Below are 19812 nucleotides of genomic sequence, written 5' to 3'. Positions count from 1 at the left end.
CGTGTGGCGGGTGTCACACAGGTTATTGCCGGCGGGGCGTGGCGTCTCGGAATCGGACGTATCGCCGCCGGGCGGGTCCCGTGGTCCGGCTCCGCGAGGTCAGGGCAGGCAGGCGGCGTAGCCGCCGGCCTCGAAGGTGGCGGTGTCGCAGTACGCGGCCCGCGGGTAGTAGGGACCCATCGTCGCGGCCGGATCGCCGCCCTGTGCGGCCTGCACCGACTGCGGGTAGAACGCGTCGGCCGGCAGCATGTTCCGGTAGAGCAGAGTCTTCTTGGGGACCTCGGTCGAGCCCCACGGCAGCACCGTCACCGTCGGATCGGCCGTGGCGCGGGCGGGCACGTCCTGGGGCGCCGCGACGACGTAGGTGAACCAGCCCTCCGCGTCGGTCGCCGTCTCGAAGTCGGCCGCGCACGCGACGACCGGGTACGGGGTGACCTGGTCGTTCTGGCACATCGACCAGTACCGCACCTGGCGGCCGGGCGTGGTGACGGGTTCGCCGGCGCGGGTGTCGGGGAACGTGGGGGCCTTGCCGCGCACGACGAGGATCCGGCCCGGCTGGTACGTCAGCACGGAGCCGATGTACTTGTTGTCGCCGTTCGGGAACAACCCGGACGTGGTGGCCGGGCTGACGAAGGTCGCCTCGGGGTTGTTGCCGGGGAAGGCGCCGGACGCCGCGCCCTCGACGATGCGGTCGACGGCCGCCTCGGCGGCGCGCTCGACCGGTCCGCTGCCGTAGTCGGCGGGGTCGAAGTCGGAGCTGCACGTGGGCACCGGCACGGCGCGCCCACCCTGGTGCAGCGTCACGTCCGGTAGCGGGACCCCGCCGGTCGGGGAGGCCGGGTCGTCGGGCACATAGACCCGGACGATGAGGAATCCGGCCGGTGCGGTGGGCGACCCGCCGGTGGGCAGCGCGCCGATCTCGTTGCGGGCGTGGTCGGCCGGACCGGTGACGACGGTGGCGCTCCAGCGCCGGGCCGAGGCGGGCAGCCCCTCGGCGGCCGCGTCCGCGAACGGGTTCCCGCTGCCCGGATCGGGTGCGATCTGTGCGTCGCGCAGGGTGTCGACCGTGTCGAAGTTCGTTCCGTAGGTGTTGAGCGAGAAGTACCGGGCCGCCGGATAGGTGCCGTGCAGTTCGATGCTGTCGCCCGGGGCCAGCGCGTACGGCAGCACCCAGTAGGTGGCATCGACGTCGGGGAACGCGATGTCCAGCACGGTCGAGTCGGACCGGAACTGCCACGCGCACGAGCCGACGGGTTCCTGGGCCGCGGAGGTCGCGGGCGTCAGCAGTGCGTGCGCCGCCGCGAGCAGGCCGACGAGCACGGCGGTCCGTCGCCGGCCGCGCACGGCCGTCGCGGGATCGGGTTCGGCCGTCGAACGATCGGGTGCGGCCACGGGGAACTCCTTCGCCGGGGGCCTGGTCCTGTCGCATCATCTGTACCGGAAACGGGCAGGCCGGGCCTGCGGTTCGGGGAAATTCGCGATCGACGCCGTGCGTCTCGGCGCGTCTGTGCGGTGCCGCGGGGAGAGGCGATTGGGGTGTCGAGCGGCACAGGGCTTACAGTTGCGTCGTGCAACACAAGCGGGAGGTTGCGGCGCAGTCCGCAGCGGCCGGTGTATCCGAGGTATACGACGAGTTCGTGTACCTGATTCGCCATCTCACAGCGGGGGAGCGCGCCCACGACGACGTGCTCTCGCTGGCGCAGCATTCGATGCTCGGCTTCATCGACCGCAACCCGGGCTGCCGAGCCACCGACATCTCGGATGCGTTCAGCGTGAATCGGTCGACCGTCTCCCGTCAGCTGCGCAGCTGCATCGACGCCGGGCTGGTCCAGGCGCAGGCCGGACCCACCCGGCTCGGCCACCCGCTCCGGCTCACCGACCGGGGCCGCGAGACCCTCGCCCGCACCGTCGCCGGACGTCACGACGAGATCCGCGCGGCGCTGACCGGCTGGGGCCAGGACGACATCGATCGGTTCGTCGACATGCTGCGCCGCTTCCGCCAGGGAGTGGAACACCGGTCCACTGCCCGCCCCGACCACAACGAGGGAGACGCTCGTGCGTGAGTACACCACCCCCGCCCAGTTCACCGTCGGCGACGACGAATCGGTCGTCCGCACGGTCTTCACGCACGCGGAGAAGACTCCGCACCGCGTGATGTACTCCCGCCCGGAGGGAGAGGACTGGGTCGCCGTCACCGCACGGCAATTCGCCGAGCAGGTCTCGGGGGTCGCCAAGGGCCTCGTCGCGGCGGGCGTGCAGCCCGGCGACCGGGTGGCCCTGCTGTCGGCCACCCGCTACGAGTGGGCGCTGTTCGACTACGCCATCTGGGCCGCCGGCGCCGCCACGGTGCCGATCTACGACTCCTCGTCCACCGAGCAGATCCGCTGGATCCTGCAGGACTCCGAGGCGGTCGTCGCCGTCGTCGAGACCGCGCGCCACGAGGCGCTGTTCGTCGACATGCCGGACACCCTGCGCCGCACGCTGCGGATCGAGCGCGGCGCCGTGGAGACGCTGATCGCCGAGGGCGCCGTCGTCGACGACGCCCAGCTGCAGGCCCGCCTCGACGGCATCCGCGCCGACGACCTCGCCTCGCTGGTGTACACCTCGGGCACCACCGGCCGGCCCAAGGGCTGCATGCTGACCCACCGCAACTTCTACAGCGAGGTCCGCGGCATCCTGACCGCCTCGATCGGTGAGGTGGCCAAGCCGGGCAGCCGGGTACTGACCTTCCTGCCGCTCGCGCACGTGCTGGCCCGTGCCGTCTCGCTGGCCGTCTTCGAAGGCGGTGCGGCGCAGGCGCACTGGTCGGACTTCGGCACGATCTCCGCCCAGTTCGAGCGCTACGCCCCGAACACCATCCTCGGCGTGCCGCGCGTCTTCGAGAAGGTGCGCGACGCCGCCGCGCGCAAGGCTGCGGCCGGTGGCAGGTTCAACGCGGCGATCTTCGCGTTCGCCGAGGAGACCGCCATCGCCTACAGCGAGTCGCTCGACCACGGCGGTCCGTCGTTCGTGCTCAAGGCCAAGCGCAACATGGCCGACAAGCTCGTCTACGCCAAGCTGCGGCAGGCGATGGGCGGCGAGTGCTGGTTCGCGATCTCCGGTGGTGGCGCCCTGAGTCCCCGTCTCGGCCACTTCTTCCGCGGCGTCGGCGTCCCGATCTACGAGGGCTACGGCCTGACCGAGAGCACCGCCGCGCACAGCGTGAACGTGCCCGGCGCCCAGAAGATCGGCACCGTCGGCCAGCCCATGGGCGGCAACAGCACCCGCATTGCCGACGACGGCGAGATCGAGCTGCGCGGCGGGGTCGTGTTCCAGGGCTACTGGCGCAACGAGAAGGCCACCGCCGAGGCCTTCCACGACGGCTGGTTCCGCACCGGCGATCTCGGCGAGATCGACGAGGACGGCTACGTGAGCATCACCGGCCGCAAGAAGGACCTCATCATCACCGCCGGCGGCAAGAACGTCTCGCCCGGGCCGCTCGAGGACCGGATGCGCTCGCACACGCTCGTCTCGCAGGCCGTGGTCGTCGGCGACGGGCGCAGCTTCATCACCGCGCTGCTCACCGTCGACCCCGAGGTGCTCGACAACTGGAAGGCCGAGAACGGGAAGGCGCCGACGGCCACCATCGCCGACCTGCGGCACGACCCGGCGCTGCACGACGCGCTGCAGTCCATCGTGGACGACGCCAACTCGATGGTCTCCCACGCCGAGGCCATCAAGAAGTTCGTCATCCTCGACCGGGACCTCACCGAGGAGACCGGTGAGCTGACGCCGACGCTGAAGATCAAGCGCAACGTCGTGACCGAGCGCTTCGCCGCCGACATCGAGAGCATGTACGCGAAGTGACGCGCGGCCGGCTGCCGGGTTCGGAACCCGGCAGCCGGCCGAGACGCTCAGACCCGGTCGGCTGCGGAGGGATCCGTGGCCGGCGCCACAGCGGCGAGCAGTGCCGCGAACCGCTCGTTGCCGGGCAGATCGTCGAGCAGCACGGTCCGGCCCTTCTCGTCGGCCAGCGGGATCCGCCAGTTGGGGTACTCGTCGGTCGTGCCCGGCTGATTCTGGCTGCGCCGCTCACCGACCGCGTCGGCCAGCGACACCCCGATCAGCGCCGACGGGCTCGCCGCGACGAACCGGTGCAGTGCCTCGACGGTCCGCCGCTCGTCGGCGACCTCGTCGAGCAGTCCGCGCTCCCGCAGCACCGCCAGCACGGCGTCGCGTTCGGCGGCCGCGTCGGCGGCCTCGGTCTCCAGGTCCCGTTCGAGCAGACCCAGCTCGGACCGCAGCGTGATGTGTTCTCCGGCAAGTAAACCCGCCGTCGGTGGCAGGTCGTGCGTGGTGACCGACGTCAGGCACAGCTCCCGGTAGCTCTCCGGGGGCCGGGGGTCGTCGCCGTCCCGCTCGAACCACAGGATCGACGTCCCGGCGATGCCGCGGCGGGACAGGTACTCCTGCACCCAGCTCTCGAACACGCCGAGGTCCTCGCCGATCAGCACGGCGTCGGCCCGGTGCGCCTCGAGCGCCAGGATCCCGATGAGGGCCTCGTGGTCGTACGTGACGTACGTGCCCTGATCGGGCGTGCAGCCCTCGGGAATCCACCAGGTGCGGAACAGGCCCAGGATGTGGTCCACCCGCAGGCCGCCGGCGTGGCGCAGCGCGGTGCGCACCACGTCGCGGTAGGGCCGGTAGCCGAGCTCCGCGAGCCGGACCGGATGCCAGGGCGGCTGGGTCCAGTCCTGACCCTGCCGGTTGAAGTCGTCCGGCGGCGCACCGACCGTCATGTCGCGGATCAGGGCGTCGCCGAGCGTCCAGGCGTCGGCGCCGTCGGGACGGACACCCACCGCGAGGTCGTGCACGATGCCGACGTCCATGCCGGCGGCACGCGCCGCGGACTGCGCCTCGGCGAGCTGCTCGTCGCACAGCCACTGCAACCAGCAGTGGAACTCGATGCGCTCGGCCAGCTTGGTGCGCTGCCGCGCGACGTACGGCGTGTCGGGGGTCGCCGCCAGGGTCTCCCAGCGGGCGCTGCGGTCGCCGAACTTCTCGGTGAGCGCGCACCACAACGCGAAGTCGGTCAGCGCGTCCCCGCCCGCGGCGCGGAACGCGTCGAACTCCGCCTGCCGCGCCGGGCTGCGCGGCACCCGGAACACGTGCCCGAGCACGTCTATCTTGGCCCGGAACGCGGCGTCGCGGTCGATGCGCTTGTCCTTGCGGTTCGACTTGGCGAACTTCCCGGCGTACGCCTCGAGCGTCTTGCGGTGCTTGCGCGGCAGGAACGCCGCCTCGCGGATGTTCTCCACCCGCAGATAGATCGGGTGGACGAACCGCCGCGAGCTCGGCAGGTACGGCGACGGCTCGAGCGGCGGCTCCGGCTCGCCCGCGTGGACGGGATTGACGAGCACGAAGTCACCGCCGTCCACCGAGGCGGTGATCGCGGCGAGGTCCGCCAGGTCCGCGAAGTCGCCGACGCCCCACGACCGCTTCGACCGCACCGAGTACAACTGCGCGGCCAGGCCCCGGCGACGTCGCTCGAGGAGCCGGTCGGCGGTGCCGAGACGCGCGGGTGTCACCACCAGGGTGGTCTCGGCCGCGGTGTCGTCGCTGCGGGCGTGCAGGGTGTGCCACCCGAGCGGCAGGTCCGGGACGGCGAACGTCGCGCGGCCGACGAGCCGGCCGTCGACCTCCCGCGGATCGACCCACACGTCGCGCTGCGCGACGTCGACGACGTCGCCGTCCTCGGTGCGCACCTGCACCTGCACCGCAGTGCCGTGGGGCACGTGCACGGGGAAGGTGCGCTCCTCGCCCTGCACGACCACCAGGACGGGTGGCAGCATGCGCCGCCACGGCTCGTTCGGCAGATCCGCGAGGACGGCGTCGATCTCCGCCTCGGTGCCCGCGGACACGCCCAGCGAGGCCAGGACCCGGCGCAACGTGTCGTCGCTCGCGTAGTGGTCCTGCTTGTCCCACCCCACATACGAGGTGGCGATCCCGAATTGCTCGGCCAGTTCCCGCAGCTTCACCGTCGATGTCACGACACCCGATCATGCCAGGTCGCGGACCACTCGGCAGACCCGGCGATGTCAGTTGCGGACTGCGGGGCCGAGGTAGGCGAGCACGGCCAGGACGCGGTGGTGGCCGTCGGGTTCGGGGGGCAGACCGAGCTTGTCGAAGACGGCGCGCACGTGCGCGCCGACGGTACGTTCCCCGAGGGACAGGGCCGCTCCGATCGCTCGGTCCGAACGGCCTTCGACCAGGAGGGTGAGGACCTCCCGTTCCCGGGGGGACAGTTCGTCGAGGGCCACCCGGTCGCGGTGCGGCCGCGAGACCAACCGGCCGACCACGTCGGGATCGATCGCCGTTCCGCCCGCCGCGACGCGGTGCAGCGAGCCGAGGAACCCGTCGATGTCGGAGAGGCGGTCCTTGAGCAGATATCCCAGACCGGCCGTCCCGCCGGCGAAGACGTTCATGACGTTCTCAGTTTCCACGTACTGGGACAGCAGCAGCACGGCGGTGCCCGGGAAGCACCGGCGAATGGTGAGGGCGGCCTCGATGCCCTCGGTGGTGTGGGTGGGAGGCATCCGGATGTCGACGACGGCGAGGTCCGGGCGCTGCTCGCCGACCAGCCGCAGCAGGGCCTGCGCGTCCGCGGCCTGGCCGACCACCTCGATTCCCTCGTCGTGCAGCAGGCCGGCGATCCCCTCGCGGAGCACCGCGGAGTCGTCGGCGAGCACCACCCGGAGGTTCACGACGGCTCCCCGGATGTCCCGGTGGTGAGGGGAAGGGACAGCGTCAGCGTCGTTCCGCCCCCCACGGGACTGTGCACGGTGAGCACCCCACCGAGGGCCGTGGCCCGGTCCGCCAGTCCGCTCAACCCACCGCCGGCGGTCAGCGTCGCACCGCCGCACCCGTCGTCGGTGACGACCATCCGCAGCATCCCGCCGTCCCGGCGAAGGTCGATCTCGATGTGGGTGGCGCCGGAGTGCTTGGTGGCGTTGGCCACCGCCTCGGCGGCGATGAAGTAGGCGGCGAGTTCGACAGAGGCGGGAGCCCGCACGGTGAGGGTGTCGACGATCTCCACCGGCAGCGGCGCGCGCTCGGCCAGGGCGGTCAGCGCGGCGGCGAGCCCGTGTTCCTGCAGCACCGGGGGATAGACACCCCGGGCCAGTTCCCGCAGTTCCACCAGCGCCGAGTCCAGTTCGGCCGTGCCCTCGTCGAGCAGCTCCTGCTTGCGCTCCGGCTGGGATGCCCGCTGCGCACGCCGCAACAGAATCGTCGCGGCAACCAGGCGTTGCTGCGCACCGTCGTGCAGGTTGCGTTCGAGCCGCCGCCGTTGGGCGTCCCCGGCGGCGACGATCCGCTCCCGGGACCGGCGGACCTCGGCGAGCTGAGCCTGCAACTCGGACTGGAGGCGCTGGTTGTCCAGCGCGAGGGTCGCGGCGCTGCGCACCGCCGCGAGCAGTTGCGGCTGATGTCGCAGCGACCGGTCGTACACCAGCGCTCCGACCGGGACGCCGTCGCGTTCGAGGACGGTCGCCGCGCGGGGGTCGTCGTCGTCCGGCAGGCTCTGCGGCTCCCCGTTCGCGTCGAGATAGCTGTTCCACTGTGGTGACCACGACCACAGGATCAGGCCGGGGTCGCGCAGTGCCTTGCGCAGCGCGTGGACGAACTCGTCCCCGAGCGGGGCCGCACCGACCTCGATCATCACGTCGCTGACCGCGCTGCGCGCGACCCGGTAGCGCCACAACCCGACCAGCACCGCCACCGGAAACAGCGCGGTCGCCAGATAGCTCAGGTAGGCCGTCCACACGTTCCCCACGCCGGAAGACCGCGCCGTGACCAGCCCCGTTCCGATCACCGTGGCGAATCCGAGAATGCCGGCGATCCACAGGGGCGCGAACGCGGCCCGGTAGGCCGGGGACCCCGACCGCCAGCGGGCCAGCAGCACGCCGATCACGACCACACTGATGCCGATGGCAATTGCGCCGAAGACGAGCTGCAGCCCCCTGAAGATCGCCGGGTCGTCCCGGACCAGCAGCAGGTTGGGCGCGGTGAAGCGTTCTGTGCCGACCATCACGGAGGGGTTGTAGAACATCAGATCGAGCAGGACCGAGACCAGGAAGTACACATAGCAGCCCCCGACGAACCACCGTTCCCACCGCCGGTTCAATCGCCCCGTCGGAAAACCGAGCAGGATATGGATCAGCACCGGGAGATACATCACCGTCAGCGCCGCGCCCACGGTGAAGACGACCGGATTGCGTGACGCACCGCCCCCCTTCACCAGCCACAGCACCCCGGCCAGCACCATCAGCCGTCCCGTGTTGTCGTCCGGGCGGCTCCGCCACGCGATGATGCCCGCCGCGACGAAGGCGACGCCGACCGCGGGGAAGGCGACCAGTTCCGCCGGGCCGACGGGCGGACCGCCGGGCCAATCGAGCGACACCACCACCACCGCGACCACCAGCAGGGTGGTCACGGCGACGATGGCCGGCACTGTTCGACGACTCACGACGAGGCCTCCGATCCTCGCTCCCAGCATCTCGCTCCCGGCCCCGCCGGACCACCGTGCTGGCACTGTTCGACCATCTTGGCCGTCACGTGATTCGGCGGCAGCGCCTGCACGGAGATCCGTACCGTGCCTGCACGGAGCCCCGGCCGGTGTCTGCACGGTGCGCTCCGCGCCGGACCGGCGCCAGGTCGGCGGACAACCGCGCGCCGCAGCGGTTCCGCCGACGATCCCCGAGGGGTTGAATAGAGGAGGTGGGCCGCTTCGGGAGGTGGTGGCGGTGACGGGGAACGGGGCTCCCGGGCCGGGTTCGGTGTTTGCCGGGTACACCATCGAGCGGCTGCTCGGCGCGGGCGGCATGGGTTCGATCTACCTGGCGCAGCACCCGCACCTGCCGCGCAAGGTGGCCCTCAAACTCCTCCACCCCGCCCTGACCGCCGACGACAGCGTCAAGGCCCGCTTCGAACTCGAGGCCGACCATGCCGCGCGCCTCGAGCACGCCAACATCGTCCAGGTCTACGACCGCGGCTGCGAGGACGGCCGGCTCTGGATCGCCATGCAGTACGTCCCCGGCACCAACGCCGCCGCGCTGCTCGGCCACGGGCCCGTCCCGCCCGAGCGGGCAGTCCACATCGTCTCCGAGATCGGCAAGGCCCTCGACTACGCCCACCAGGCCGGGGTGCTGCACCGGGACGTGAAGCCGACGAACATCCTGCTCGCCGAACCCGCCGGCCCGGGCGAACCCGAACGAGTCCTGCTCACCGATTTCGGCATCGCCAAGGCCCTCGACGAGGCGGGCGGGCTCACCCGCACGGGGATGTTCGTCGGCAGCCTGCAGAATGCCGCACCCGAGCAGTTCGACACCACCGCCGCGCTCGACCACCGCACCGACATCTACTCGCTCGGCTGCACCCTCTACCACCTGCTCACCGGCCGGCCCCCGTATTCCGGCGACACCCTGGCGAAGCTGTGGCACGGGCATGTCCGCAGCCCGATACCCCGGCCGAGCGAGGCCCGGCCCGACCTGCCGAAGGCGTTCGACGCCGTCGTCGCGGGTGCCCTCGCGAAGGACCGCAACGACCGCTACGACACCTGCAGGGAACTCACCGCCGCCGCCCGGAACGCCCTCACGTCCGAGACCACGACCACCGTCCCCGCGCCGGCAGCCGACGACACCCTGGCCCGGACGGTGGCGGTGGACGCCGCGTCACCGAGCAGGGTCGCCGCGACGCGGCGCGCGACGCGGCGCGGCGACAGCGCGGCACCCCTGCGGGTGGTGCTCGCCGACGACTCCGTGCTGCTGCGCGAGGGTATCGCCCGGCTGCTGTGCGACGAGGGGATCGACGTCGTCGGCGAGGCCGGCGACGCCGCCACCCTGCTCGGTCTCGTCGCCGACGAGCGGCCCGACGTCGCCGTCGTCGACATCCGGATGCCGCCGACCCACACCACCGAGGGAATCGTCGCCGCGGCGGCCATCCGTGCCGACCACCCGGACACCGCGGTGGTACTGCTGTCGCAGTACGTGGAAACCGACCACGTCATGAATCTGCTCGCCGACGGGGCCGCCGGCCTGGGCTACCTGCTCAAGGATCGGGTCGCCGACATCGACGAGTTCGTCGACACCCTGCACCGGGTCGCCGAGGGCGGCTCGGCCATCGACCCCAGCGTGGTGAGCCGGATGGTGGCCCGGCCCCACCGCGACAGCCGTCCCATCGACACGCTGTCCACCCGCGAACGCGAGGTCCTCAGCCTCATGGCCGAGGGCCGCTCGAACCGGGCGATCGGGGCGGCCCTGTTCCTCGGAGAACGCACCGTCGAGGCGCACGTCCGGGCGATCTTCCTCAAGCTCGGTCTGCACCCCGAACCCGAGGACCACCGACGCGTCCTGGCCGTGCTCAAGCATCTCGAGGCGACCACCCCGTGAACCACCCCGGCTGCCGAGGGCCACGCCGGGTGCCCGCGCTGCGGCCGCGCCGTCCCGCGGAAACGGCTCGCCCGCACGAGGTGCTCAGTCGGAGAGTTCGTCGAACAACGTCGGCTCGTCCGGGTTCTCGAACAGCTCGATCTGCTCGGGTGGGGACGGACGCGGCCGCCGCACGCGTGTCGTGGCGGTGCCCGCCGGGGGCACGAGCAGCCGCATCGCTGCGGTGAGCGAGCGGCAGGTCAGCTCCCACTCCTGCGCCTTCGCCTCGGCGCGGGCGATGCCGGCGCCGTCTCCGGCCGCGGCACGCCCCATCGCCTCGGCCTGCCAGCAGACCTGCGCGTCCACGCTCATCCGCAGGAAACGCAGCAGCTGGTCCGGTTCGTCGCCGGCCATGCGGGCCACCGTCCGGGTCTCGACCTCCGCCCGGCCGTCGAGATGGAGATCGCGCAGCGCCAGCAGCGTCGGCGGCAGGTCCTCCTCGGAGTCCGTCGTCCACGGCGGCAGCTCGTCCGGGGGCGGCGGCACACCGTCGTGGTCGGTCTCGTGCAGCAGCTCGCCGCCGAGGCGGGTGCCGAACGCCTCGTCCAGCCCCTCGAGGAACTGCGCGACGTGGTCGAGCGTGGTCAGCAGGTGGGCCGGCACGAACGGCGACGCGGGCAGGTGTGCCGCCACCGCGACCCGGTCCTCGACCAGCACGAACTTCAGGTGCGGCCACCGGCGGTTGAGGTCGGCGACGACCTCGGCGGCGCGGGTGCGCCCGGTGATGTTGTGGACGATCGGGGCGAACACGTCGACGGTGCGCTCGTGCGGCCCGACGCCGACGAACACGAGCAACCCCGCGACCCGCAACGCCAGGTCGCCGTCCTCGTCCCACAGCGGGACGTCGCCGATCCGCTCGCGCAGCGTCGACTCGATCAGCTCGCGCACGTGCTCCTCGCCCGCGGTCTCGACGGCGAGCGGAAGCGCGGCCGGCGGCGGCGTCTCCTCGGCGGGCGCGGGCAGGTCGAAGGCCGCCGCCCGGCCGGCGCCGAACGTCTCGGTGCGCAGGAACAGCGGATGCGGCACCCCCCACACCCGGCGCAGCGCCGTCACCGCGACGGCCGCGAGCTGGTCGGCCCACGCCGCGGGCCGGTCCATCCAGTAGGCCGGGGACCCGCCGTCCTCCGGGTCCTCCGGTCCCCGGGACGGTTCGCGCCAGCCGAGCTCGGCGAGCAGCGCCTCGTCGGCCGGGCGGAGGCGACGGTCGCCGCCGAGGTGGGCGTTGGACGGCACCTCGCACCGCACCTGGCCTGCACCCCACGCGTAGAACTGCACGCACGGTCCGGCGGGTCCGGACTCCTCCTCGACGAGCGGCTCGAGGAGCAGCCCGTCGCCGTCGCACATCGACGCCACGTGATCGGCGAGCCGTGCCCGGAACTCGCTCCAGGACCGGTCGACGTCGCGGTCGAATCGGCTCTCGGTGTCGGTCACGATCCGCCCCCCTTTCCCAGTGCTGCCGGACCAATCTGTGCCGGAGACACTAGTCGCGCCGTCCGACAGGTGCCCGGCTCGGCGCGGGTGGTGGTCGCCACGTGGCACCGGCGGGGTGGTCCGGTGGGGGAATCTCAGCCGACGCTGCGGACGAACGCTCCGATCGAATCGACGGCTCGCCCCGCCTCGGGCACGAGGCCCGCCGCGGCCTGGAAGACGTGCACCTGCCGTTCCCACACCTGCAGCTCGCAGGGCACGCCGGCGCCGGCGAGGCGCCGGGCCATCAGCTCGGCGTCCACGTACGTCATCTCCTCCGAGCCGGTCTGGATGAGGGCGGGCGGCATGGCGGTCAGGTCGGCGTCGACCGGTGACACCGCGCGCGGACCCGGCCGGCCGGAGGCGGCGTCGATGCGGGCGATCACAGCGGCGAGGGCCGGAACGGCGCGGCGCGGGAACAGGGCACACCGGTACGAATTGGGATGTTCGAGCTTGCCGCGGGTGTCGAGGTCGGTCAGGGGCGAGAGCGCCACGTTGCCGGCCGGCCGGCCGAGACCGAGCCGCAGCGCCTCGAGCGTCACCTGGAAGGTGAGGAATCCGCCGGCGGAGTCGCCGGCCACCACGATTCGTTCCGTCGGGTAGCCGTGCGCGATCAGCCACCGTAGCCCCTCGATGCCGTCCTCGACCGCGCTCTCGATCGGGTGTCCCGGCAGCATGCGGTAGGCGACGCTGAGCACGGGTGCCCCGGCCGCCGACGAGATGCGGGAGACCATCTGCCGGTGGGTGGTCAGGCCGCACACCAGGAACGCGCCGCCGTGCAGGTAGAGGATCGCCGTGGCGCCGTCGGCTCCGGGGGCGGCGAGGAACTCGGCGTGGCAGGACGGCAGCCGGACCGGGTGCCGGTGCGTGCCGGGGACCGGCTTGAGGGGGAACGCCAGCCGGTCCACCACGCCCGTCGGCCAGGGCAGGTGCGGGGCGCGCGCCCACGCGTCGATGACCGGCTTGACGGTGCTGCGCACCGAGAAGGTCAGCGCCTGCGACGGCAGGCTCACGCCGGCGACCTCGCGGCGGAGCACCGGCCGCGGCACGGGCGGATACGACAACGACGGATGGTTCGACGCGGTACTCGTCACCGGGACCTCCTCGTCCTCACCTGCTCGGACGGAGCCCTCTCGTCGACGGCTCCCGTCTTCTCTCTCGGCCCTTCTCCGAGGCGTTCGCGGCGTTCGTCCGGGTCGGTTGCCCGACAGTACGACGAGGAATCGCCGGGGCGAAGCATCGTGACTCGATGGAGACCGGACAAAGGGAACTCCGCAGGTCGTCGGCGTGCCCGTTATCGATCCGGTACGGCCGTCCGGTCGCCGGACGTACCATCCATCCCAGCGTGCGACGGCGGACGAAAGGGGGCTGTCCCGGTGGGATACATGCCTGTGACCGACTCGATGTTCCTGATCGCCGAGTCGCGGGAGCGCCCGATGCACTTCGGCTCGCTCGAGCTGTTCACGCCGCCGCCCGACGCCGGTCCGGGATACGTCACCGACCTCTACAACCGGCTGGTCGCCGACGCGCAGGTCGACGAGCTGTTCCGCAAGCGCCCGGCCGACCCGGTGTCGAGCCTCGGCTACACCTGGTGGGCCGTGGACGACGAGATCGACCTCGAGTACCACGTCCGGCACTCGGCCCTGCCGGCGCCGGGCCGGATCCGTGAGTTGTTCACCCTCGTCTCGCGCCTGCACAGCGGCCTGCTCGACCGGCACCGGCCGCTGTGGGAGGCCTATCTGATCGAAGGGCTCGCCGACGGCCGGTTCGCCGTCTACACGAAGATGCATCACGCGCTGCTCGACGGGGTCTCGGGGCTGCGGCTGCTGCAGCGGACCTACACCCCCGATCCGAACGTGCGCGAATTCCCGGCGCCGTGGCACCTGCCGGCCCGCCCCAGCTCCGGCACCCGGGAGCAGGACTCGCTGTTCGCTGCGGTGCGCTCACTGGCCGGCGACGTGATCGGCGCGGCGCCCGTCGCGCTGCGGATCGCCCGGACCGTCCTCGGCGGGCGCCGCGTCGCGTTGCCGTACGAGGCACCGCGGTCGATGTTCAACGTTCCGATCGACGGGACGCGGCGCTTCGCGGCGCAGTCCTGGAGCCGCGAACGCATCACGCGGGTGCGGCAGGCGGCCGGGGTGTCGAGCAACGACGTCGTCGTCGCCATGTGCGCAGGTGCCCTCCGCGCCTACCTCCTCGAACAGCAGGACCTGCCCGACCTCCCGCTGATCGCGATGGTCCCGGTGTCGCTGCGAGCCAAGGACGCTCCCGATTCGGCCGCGGGCGGCAACAGCGTAGGGGTCACGCTGTGCAACCTCGGCACCCATCTCGAGGATCCGCTCACCCGGCTCTCGACGGTCAGCGATTCGATGGCGGAGGGCAAGACCCTGTTCGCCGGGATGACGCCGCTGCAGGCGACGGTGTGGTCGGCGCTGAACGTCGCCGGGCTCGCGCTGGCACCGATCTCAGGCGCCGTCTCCCTGGCCCCGCCGCCGTTCAACCTCATCATCTCCAACGTGCCGGGACCGCGGGAGCGGGTGTACCGCAGCGGGTCCCGGCTCGACGGGATCTACCCGGTGTCGGTGGTGCTCAACGGCCAGGCACTCAACATCACGCTGACCACCACCGCCGACACCGTCGACTTCGGCGTCGTCGGATGCCGCCGCACGGTCCCCGGCCTGCAGCGGCTGCTCGGCCACCTCGAGGACGCCCTTGTGGAACTCGAGGTGGCACTTGACATTTCGTGATCGGCGTCAGTCCGGCAGTGCGGAACTGCGTGGTCCGGTGGCGTGCAGGACGTCGACGAGTTCCTTCTCGAGGGTCACGAACTCCGGCGATGTCAACGTGTCCAGACCCCGGGGGCGGGGCAGCGGCACCGTCACCTCGTGACAGATCCGGGCCGGGCGCCGCGTGAGCACCAGCACCCGATCCGACAACAGCAGCGCCTCGCGCACGTCGTGGGTGATCATCAGCACCGTCCACCGGTCCCGCTGCCACACCTGCTGCAGCCACAGCTGCATCTCGGTGCGCGTCAGCGAATCCAGGGCCCCGAACGGTTCGTCCAGCAGCAGCACCTTGCGGCCCTGCAGGACCGTCCGCGCCAGGGCCGCGCGCTGGCGCATCCCGCCCGAGAGCTGCCGGGGGGCGGCATCCTCGAACCCGGCGAGGCCGAAGGCGGGGAACAGCTCCCGGGCCCGGGCACGCGCCTCGCCGCGCGGCACGCCCTGCACCTCGAGGCCGAGTGCGCAGTTGCCGAGCACGGTGCGCCACGGGAACAGCAGGTCTTTCTGCGGCATCAGGGCGGCCCGTCCCGGTGCGGCCGGCCGGTCACCCACCGTGACGGCACCGGTGTCGGGAGAGTCGAGACCGGCGATCAGCCCGAACAGGGTGGACTTGCCGCACCCGCTCGGGCCGATGAGCGAGACGAACTCGCCCTCGGCCACGGCGAACTCGGCGCCGTCGAGGACGGTGCGCGCACCGAACGCCTTGTGCACGCCGGTGACCGTGACGGCGTTCATCGCGGGCTCCTCGTCGTCTGCGCCCACGGCGCCACCACCCGTTCCACGGCGTAGGTGAGCAGGTACAACGCCAGCGAGACCACCGCGGTGACGAGCACCGCCGCGAGCACCAGATCGGTCCGGAACGAGTTCTTCTGGGTGCTCATGTAGATCCCGAGCCCCGACGTGGCGCCGACGTATTCGGCGAAGACCGCACCGACGACGGCGTAGGTGACCCCGATGCGCAGCGCCGTGAAGAACCGGGGCAGCGCCGACGGCAGCCGCACGTACAGGAACTCCTGCCACCGGGAGGCACCCATGCTGCGCAGCAGCGCTCCCGCCTCCCGGTCCGCGGCCGCGAAGCCCTCGATCAGGCCGATCGCCATGGGGAAGAACGTGGCGAGCGCGATCACCAGGATCTTCGGCAGCAGCCCGAATCCGAACCAGATGATCATCAGCGGCGCGATCGCGATGATCGGCAGGGTCTGCGACACCACGAACAGCGGCACCAGGGCGCGGCGCAGCCACGGCGAGAAGTCCACGACGATCGCGAGGAGCCACGCCACGACGAGGGACACCGCGAAACCGACGAGGGTGACCTGCAGCGTCGACCAGGCATGGCCCGCGATGTCGTCGCGGTGCGCCCAGCCCTGCCCGAGGACCCGGGTGGGGGAGGGCAGCACCTGCGGGCGGATGCCGCTGAGCGTCACGTACAGCTGCCAGCCGACGGTCAGCGCGGCGACGACCAGCACGGCCGGTGCGACGCGCCGCACCCAGGGATTCCGGGTCGGGTCAGGGCGTGAGGTAGTCATCGGTGAAGTACGTCGACCAGTCCGGCTCGGTGGTCAACGGCTTGCCGTCGGGGCCGGAGAGCAGGCCCTTCTCGAACAGGAACCGGGAGTACCCGGTCCACCGTTCGAGGGTGAGGGTGCCGACGCGGCCGTTCTCGTCGCGCAGGTAGCCGGCCGACAGCATCCGCTGGCTCTCGTAGACGAGATCCTCGTCGGGGAAGGCGCCGGGCTCGGCGTCGATCAGCGCGCGGGCTCCGCGGTCCGGGTCCTGCGCGGCGATCTCGTAGCCGCGCTGGACGGCCTGCACGAACGCCCGGGCCTGGTCCGGATGTTCGGCCAGCCAGTCCTCGTTGCCGTCGATCACGATCGCGTAGGCGTCGGGGAACCCGTAGTCGGTGTAGCGGAAGTAGCGCATCGGCAGCCCGCGGTGCTCGGCCTCGATGCCTTCCCACGCCAGGTACGAGACGGTGAAGTCGGCGGTGCCGGAGTACACGGCCTCGTAGGCGGAGGTGCCCAGGGTGACGGAGGTGAAGTCGCCCCGCCCGCCGTCGTTCCGGATCACCTGGGCGAGCGTCTCCTCGTCGCCCGGGTCGCCGAAGCCCGCGTAGGTGCGGCCGTCGAGGTCCCGGGGCCGGGTGAGGTCGGCGCGGTCGGCCTTGACGGCGATGCCGGTCGCCCAGTGCTGCAGCGGCGCGAGGACCGAGACGGTGCGCGAGCCGGCCGCCCGGGAGAATGTCGCCTGCGCCTGCGTGGAGATGCCGAACTCGGCGTTGCCGGCGTCGACGAGGGTGTCCGGGGTGGTGTTGTTGTAGGGCAGGAACTCGACGTCGAGACCGGCGTCGGCGAACAGGCCCTCCTGCTGGGCCACGTACAGGCCGGTGTGGTTGGTGTTCGGCGTCCAGTCCAGGGCGAACCGGATCGTGTCGCCGGAGTCGTCGTCGCCGGTGCCGCCGGCGCAGGACGCGGTGAGCAGCAGCGCCGCGGTGAGGGCGGCCAGGACGGTGAGCCGGCGACGCAGCCGGGAGGTGGTCGTCATGAGGCCGGCCAGTCCTGCGTGTTCAGCGCGGTGTCCCAGAACAGCAGCTCGTAGCGGGTGGCGATCGTGAACGCCCCGGCCATGGCGTCGCGCTCGGTGTCGGTGGCGGCCGCCGCCGCGACGTCGACGAGCTCGCGGGCGGTGGCGACCGCGGCGTGGAACTCGGGCGCGTCGTAGGTGGTGACCCACTGGGCGTAGGGGTGGGTGGGGTCCGCGGTGAGCACGTCGGCGGCGCGGACGGCCAGCTCGCGGCCGACCTCGGCGTAGATCCAGAAGCACGGAAGCACCGCGGCGGCGCCGACCGGATACGGATCGGTGGCGACCGTGGCGGTCAGGTAGGAGACGTAGCCGAGGCAGGCGGGGGAGTGCGCGGGGGTGTCCTCGGCGGGCGGCAGGACACCACCGGTGAGCAGACCCCGGTGCAGGGCCGATTCCTCGGTGGCGGCCGTCGCCGCGCTGTTGGCCCAGAACGCGGCGGTGGCCGGGTCCGGGGCCTTCGCCGCGAGGAGGGCGAGCGCCTTGGCGTAGCCGGCGAGGTAGAGGGCGTCCTGCTCGATGTAGAAGCGGAACGCGTCGAGCGGCAGGGTCCCGTCGCCGAGCCGGCGCAGGAACTCGAGGTCGTCGATGGCCTCGCGCAGGACCTTCGTACGGTCCCACAGCAGATCGGTGAAGCGCTCGGTCCCCTCCGGGACCGACGCATGGGCAGGCATGGTCATGCCGTGACATCCCTTCGTCAGCATTACCTGATCAGGTTCGACGGGTGTGATCTCAGCTCCCGCTCGTGTGCGGAGCACCCCGTGTCTACGGAGGCGACGATAGCACCGGGTGTGGCTCGCCCCACGCGGGCCCGGGGTGCCGGGTCGCCGGGGCTGCGCGTGCAGCCTGTCTGTTGTTGGTACCTTGGCCCCAGACCGTTCGTTCGGGAGGGACCGTGGACGCCGAGACTCTCATCGTCGGGTGCAAGTACGGCGACGTACGCGGCTACCGCGACGGTTCCGTCTACGCGTGGAAGGGTGTCCCGTACGCCGCGCCGGCGTCCGGCGACCTTCGGTTCCGCGCCCCCGAACCGCCGGAGCCGTGGACCGACGTGCTCGACGCCCGCCGGTTCGGGCCCATCGCGCCGCAGGGCCGCAACAATCCCATCCCCATCGACCCGGGCCTGTCGATCGGCGAGGACTGCCTCTCGCTGAACATCTGGGCACCGGAGCCGGACGGGGAGCCGCGGCCGGTGATGGTCTGGATCCACGGCGGCGCCTACGTCCTCGGGTACTCGGGTCAGCGGATCTACGACGGACGGTTGCTCGCCGAACGCGGGGACGTCGTCGTGGTGACGGTCAACTACCGGCTCGGAGCCCTCGGCTTCCTCGACTTCTCGTCGTTCTCGACAGCCGGGACCACCTTCGAATCCAACGTCGGGTTGCGGGACCAGATCGCCGCGCTCGAGTGGGTGCGCGACTGCATCTCCGCGTTCGGGGGCGACCCGGACCGGGTCACCGTGTTCGGCGAGTCGTCGGGCGGCGGGTCGCTGACCACCCTGATGACCGTGCCCCGCGCCGAGGGCCTGTTCCACCGGGCCATCGCGCAGAGCCCGCCGGCGACGTCGGCATACGGGTCCGAGCGGGCTGCCCGGGTCGCCGAGCGGTTCCTCGAGATCCTCGACCTCACGCCGGCCCGGGTGTGGGCGTTGCGGGACATGCCGCACGAGACGCTGACCGATGCGGGCGACGTGCTCGTCGGGGAGATCCCCACGAAGTTCCCCGGCACGCTCGCGATGGCGCCGGTGGTCGACCGCGACCTGGTGCCGAAGTACCCGGTGGCGGCGTTCCAGAAGGGGCTCGCGCACCGGATTCCCCTGATCATCGGGTCCAACAAGGACGAGCCGTCGATCTTCCGCTTCATGAAGTCGCCGCTGATGCCGGTGAGTGACGCCTCCGTGCAGGCGATGCTCGACGCGCTCGCCGCGGATCATCCGGAGCTGCCGCCCGACCGTATCGCGGAGATCATCTCCGCGTATCCGGACGTCTCGAAAACGTCGGGGGCGATGGCGCTTTCGCGGGACGCCGGGTTCCGGATGCCGGTCGTGTGGATCGCCGACGCGCACAGCGCCCACTCGCCGACGTGGGTGTACCGGTTCGACCACGCCACCCCGATGCTCAAGGCGGCGCGGATCGGCGCCGGCCACGCCACCGAACTACCCTACGTCTTCGGCAACTTCGGGACCCTCGATCGCGACCCCACGTTCTGGCTCGGCGGCCGCAAGGCCGCGACGGTGGTCTCGGGCCGGATCCAGCGCCGCTGGCTGGCCTTCGCGCACCACGGTGTGCCCGCCGCCCTGGACGGGTCCCGGCATTGGGCGCCGTACGACACCGGAAAGCGGATGACCCTGCTGATCGACAGCACCGACACCCTAGTCTCGGACCCCGACAGGGTGCTGCGTGAGGCTTGGGGCGACCAGGTGATGGGCTTCAGCTGATCGGGCGGCTCCGTGCGGGCCGAATGTCACATCACTTCGCTCAGATCGGCCTGCTGTGACATTCGGCCGACACCAAACTGGT

15 protein-coding genes and 1 riboswitch are annotated in these 19812 nt (G+C 71.9%); of the genes, 5 read left to right on the top strand and 10 right to left on the bottom strand.

The features are described 5' to 3' along the window. Window positions 1-99: 99 nt before the first annotated feature. The gene (locus tag G6039_RS15735; RefSeq protein WP_029542836.1) at window positions 100-1344 is read right to left on the bottom strand and encodes a hypothetical protein; all 1245 of its coding nucleotides are present in this window, start codon (window positions 1342-1344) and stop codon (window positions 100-102) included. A 224-nt stretch (window positions 1345-1568) separates the two neighbouring features. Here G6039_RS15735 and G6039_RS15730 point away from each other — a divergent pair, with 224 nt between their 5' ends. Together G6039_RS15730 and G6039_RS15725 are read left to right on the top strand one after the other, a co-directional pair. Beyond that, on the top strand, window positions 1569-2063 hold the full coding sequence (locus G6039_RS15730) for a MarR family winged helix-turn-helix transcriptional regulator (RefSeq protein ID WP_006939453.1): 495 nt from the start codon (window positions 1569-1571) through the stop codon (window positions 2061-2063). After that, on the top strand, window positions 2056-3846 hold the full coding sequence (locus tag G6039_RS15725; protein ID WP_043797252.1) for an AMP-dependent synthetase/ligase: 1791 nt from the start codon (window positions 2056-2058) through the stop codon (window positions 3844-3846). The genes G6039_RS15730 and G6039_RS15725 overlap by 8 nt, the downstream gene beginning before the upstream one ends. A gap of 47 nt (window positions 3847-3893) precedes the next feature. Here the strand turns inward: G6039_RS15725 and malQ are convergent, their stop codons facing one another. The 3 genes from malQ to G6039_RS15710 are packed head-to-tail and all read right to left on the bottom strand — an operon-like array spanning window position 3894 to window position 8506. Continuing rightward, window positions 3894-6029 carry a 4-alpha-glucanotransferase gene (malQ, locus tag G6039_RS15720; RefSeq protein WP_043797250.1) on the bottom strand — a complete coding sequence of 712 codons (2136 nt, stop codon included), beginning with the start codon at window positions 6027-6029 and terminating at the stop codon, window positions 3894-3896. 48 nt (window positions 6030-6077) lie between these two features. Beyond that, window positions 6078-6743 (bottom strand): response regulator transcription factor, encoded by a 666-nt coding sequence (locus G6039_RS31265; protein ID WP_043797247.1) that lies wholly within the window; start codon window positions 6741-6743, stop codon window positions 6078-6080. Further along, entirely contained in the window at window positions 6740-8506 is a 1767-nt protein-coding gene (locus G6039_RS15710; protein WP_231385888.1) for a sensor histidine kinase, read from the bottom strand. Before G6039_RS15710 ends, G6039_RS31265 begins: the two co-directional genes overlap by 4 nt. Before the next feature lie 268 nt (window positions 8507-8774). Between G6039_RS15710 and G6039_RS15705 the strand changes: the two genes are divergently transcribed. After that, window positions 8775-10427, top strand: a complete 1653-nt coding sequence (locus G6039_RS15705; protein ID WP_006939444.1) for a protein kinase domain-containing protein — start codon at window positions 8775-8777, stop codon at window positions 10425-10427. Window positions 10428-10511: 84 nt separating this feature from the next. Here G6039_RS15705 and G6039_RS15700 read toward each other — a convergent pair whose 3' ends face one another. Both G6039_RS15700 and G6039_RS15695 read right to left on the bottom strand, forming a co-directional pair. Continuing rightward, complete coding sequence (locus G6039_RS15700; protein WP_043797245.1) at window positions 10512-11897, bottom strand: T3SS (YopN, CesT) and YbjN peptide-binding chaperone 1; 1386 nt, start codon at window positions 11895-11897, stop codon at window positions 10512-10514. Window positions 11898-12031: 134 nt separating this feature from the next. After that, window positions 12032-13027 carry an alpha/beta hydrolase gene (locus G6039_RS15695; protein WP_043797244.1) on the bottom strand — a complete coding sequence of 332 codons (996 nt, stop codon included), beginning with the start codon at window positions 13025-13027 and terminating at the stop codon, window positions 12032-12034. A gap of 291 nt (window positions 13028-13318) precedes the next feature. Between G6039_RS15695 and G6039_RS15690 the strand changes: the two genes are divergently transcribed. Beyond that, the gene (locus tag G6039_RS15690; protein WP_037201594.1) at window positions 13319-14680 is read left to right on the top strand and encodes a WS/DGAT/MGAT family O-acyltransferase; all 1362 of its coding nucleotides are present in this window, start codon (window positions 13319-13321) and stop codon (window positions 14678-14680) included. A gap of 6 nt (window positions 14681-14686) precedes the next feature. Here the strand turns inward: G6039_RS15690 and G6039_RS15685 are convergent, their stop codons facing one another. The 4 genes from G6039_RS15685 to G6039_RS15670 form a co-directional block, all read right to left on the bottom strand. Continuing rightward, window positions 14687-15451, bottom strand: a complete 765-nt coding sequence (locus G6039_RS15685; RefSeq protein ID WP_006939435.1) for an ABC transporter ATP-binding protein — start codon at window positions 15449-15451, stop codon at window positions 14687-14689. After that, window positions 15448-16242 (bottom strand): ABC transporter permease, encoded by a 795-nt coding sequence (locus G6039_RS15680; RefSeq protein WP_043797243.1) that lies wholly within the window; start codon window positions 16240-16242, stop codon window positions 15448-15450. Before G6039_RS15680 ends, G6039_RS15685 begins: the two co-directional genes overlap by 4 nt. Continuing rightward, window positions 16223-17257 (bottom strand): ABC transporter substrate-binding protein, encoded by a 1035-nt coding sequence (locus G6039_RS15675; protein ID WP_043797242.1) that lies wholly within the window; start codon window positions 17255-17257, stop codon window positions 16223-16225. The genes G6039_RS15680 and G6039_RS15675 overlap by 20 nt, the downstream gene beginning before the upstream one ends. Further along, window positions 17254-17973 carry a TenA family protein gene (locus tag G6039_RS15670; protein WP_006939427.1) on the bottom strand — a complete coding sequence of 240 codons (720 nt, stop codon included), beginning with the start codon at window positions 17971-17973 and terminating at the stop codon, window positions 17254-17256. Before G6039_RS15670 ends, G6039_RS15675 begins: the two co-directional genes overlap by 4 nt. After that, a riboswitch (TPP riboswitch) is annotated at window positions 17966-18065 on the bottom strand. (Overlaps the previous gene by 8 nt.) Window positions 18066-18188: 123 nt before the next feature. Here G6039_RS15670 and G6039_RS15665 point away from each other — a divergent pair. Next, the gene (locus G6039_RS15665) at window positions 18189-19730 is read left to right on the top strand and encodes a carboxylesterase/lipase family protein (RefSeq protein WP_043797240.1); all 1542 of its coding nucleotides are present in this window, start codon (window positions 18189-18191) and stop codon (window positions 19728-19730) included. The last annotated feature ends 82 nt before the right edge of the window (window positions 19731-19812 follow it).

The sequence above is a fragment of the Rhodococcus aetherivorans genome (assembly GCF_011058165.1).
Classification (GTDB): domain Bacteria; phylum Actinomycetota; class Actinomycetes; order Mycobacteriales; family Mycobacteriaceae; genus Rhodococcus; species Rhodococcus aetherivorans.
Note: the sequence above shows the minus strand (reverse complement) of the source record. Positions and strands in the feature narration are given on the sequence as shown.

Bases quoted from the DNA above. Each gene is read 5' to 3' on its own strand.
- G6039_RS15675 (WP_043797242.1), bottom strand. From the start codon at position 17,257: ATGACGACCACCTCCCGGCTGCGTCGCCGGCTCACCGTCCTGGCCGCC.
- G6039_RS15690 (WP_037201594.1), top strand. From the start codon at position 13,319: ATGCCTGTGACCGACTCGATGTTCCTGATCGCCGAGTCGCGGGAGCGC.
- G6039_RS15680 (WP_043797243.1), bottom strand. From the start codon at position 16,242: ATGACTACCTCACGCCCTGACCCGACCCGGAATCCCTGGGTGCGGCGC.
- G6039_RS15685 (WP_006939435.1), bottom strand. From the start codon at position 15,451: ATGAACGCCGTCACGGTCACCGGCGTGCACAAGGCGTTCGGTGCGCGC.
- G6039_RS15670 (WP_006939427.1), bottom strand. From the start codon at position 17,973: ATGACCATGCCTGCCCATGCGTCGGTCCCGGAGGGGACCGAGCGCTTC.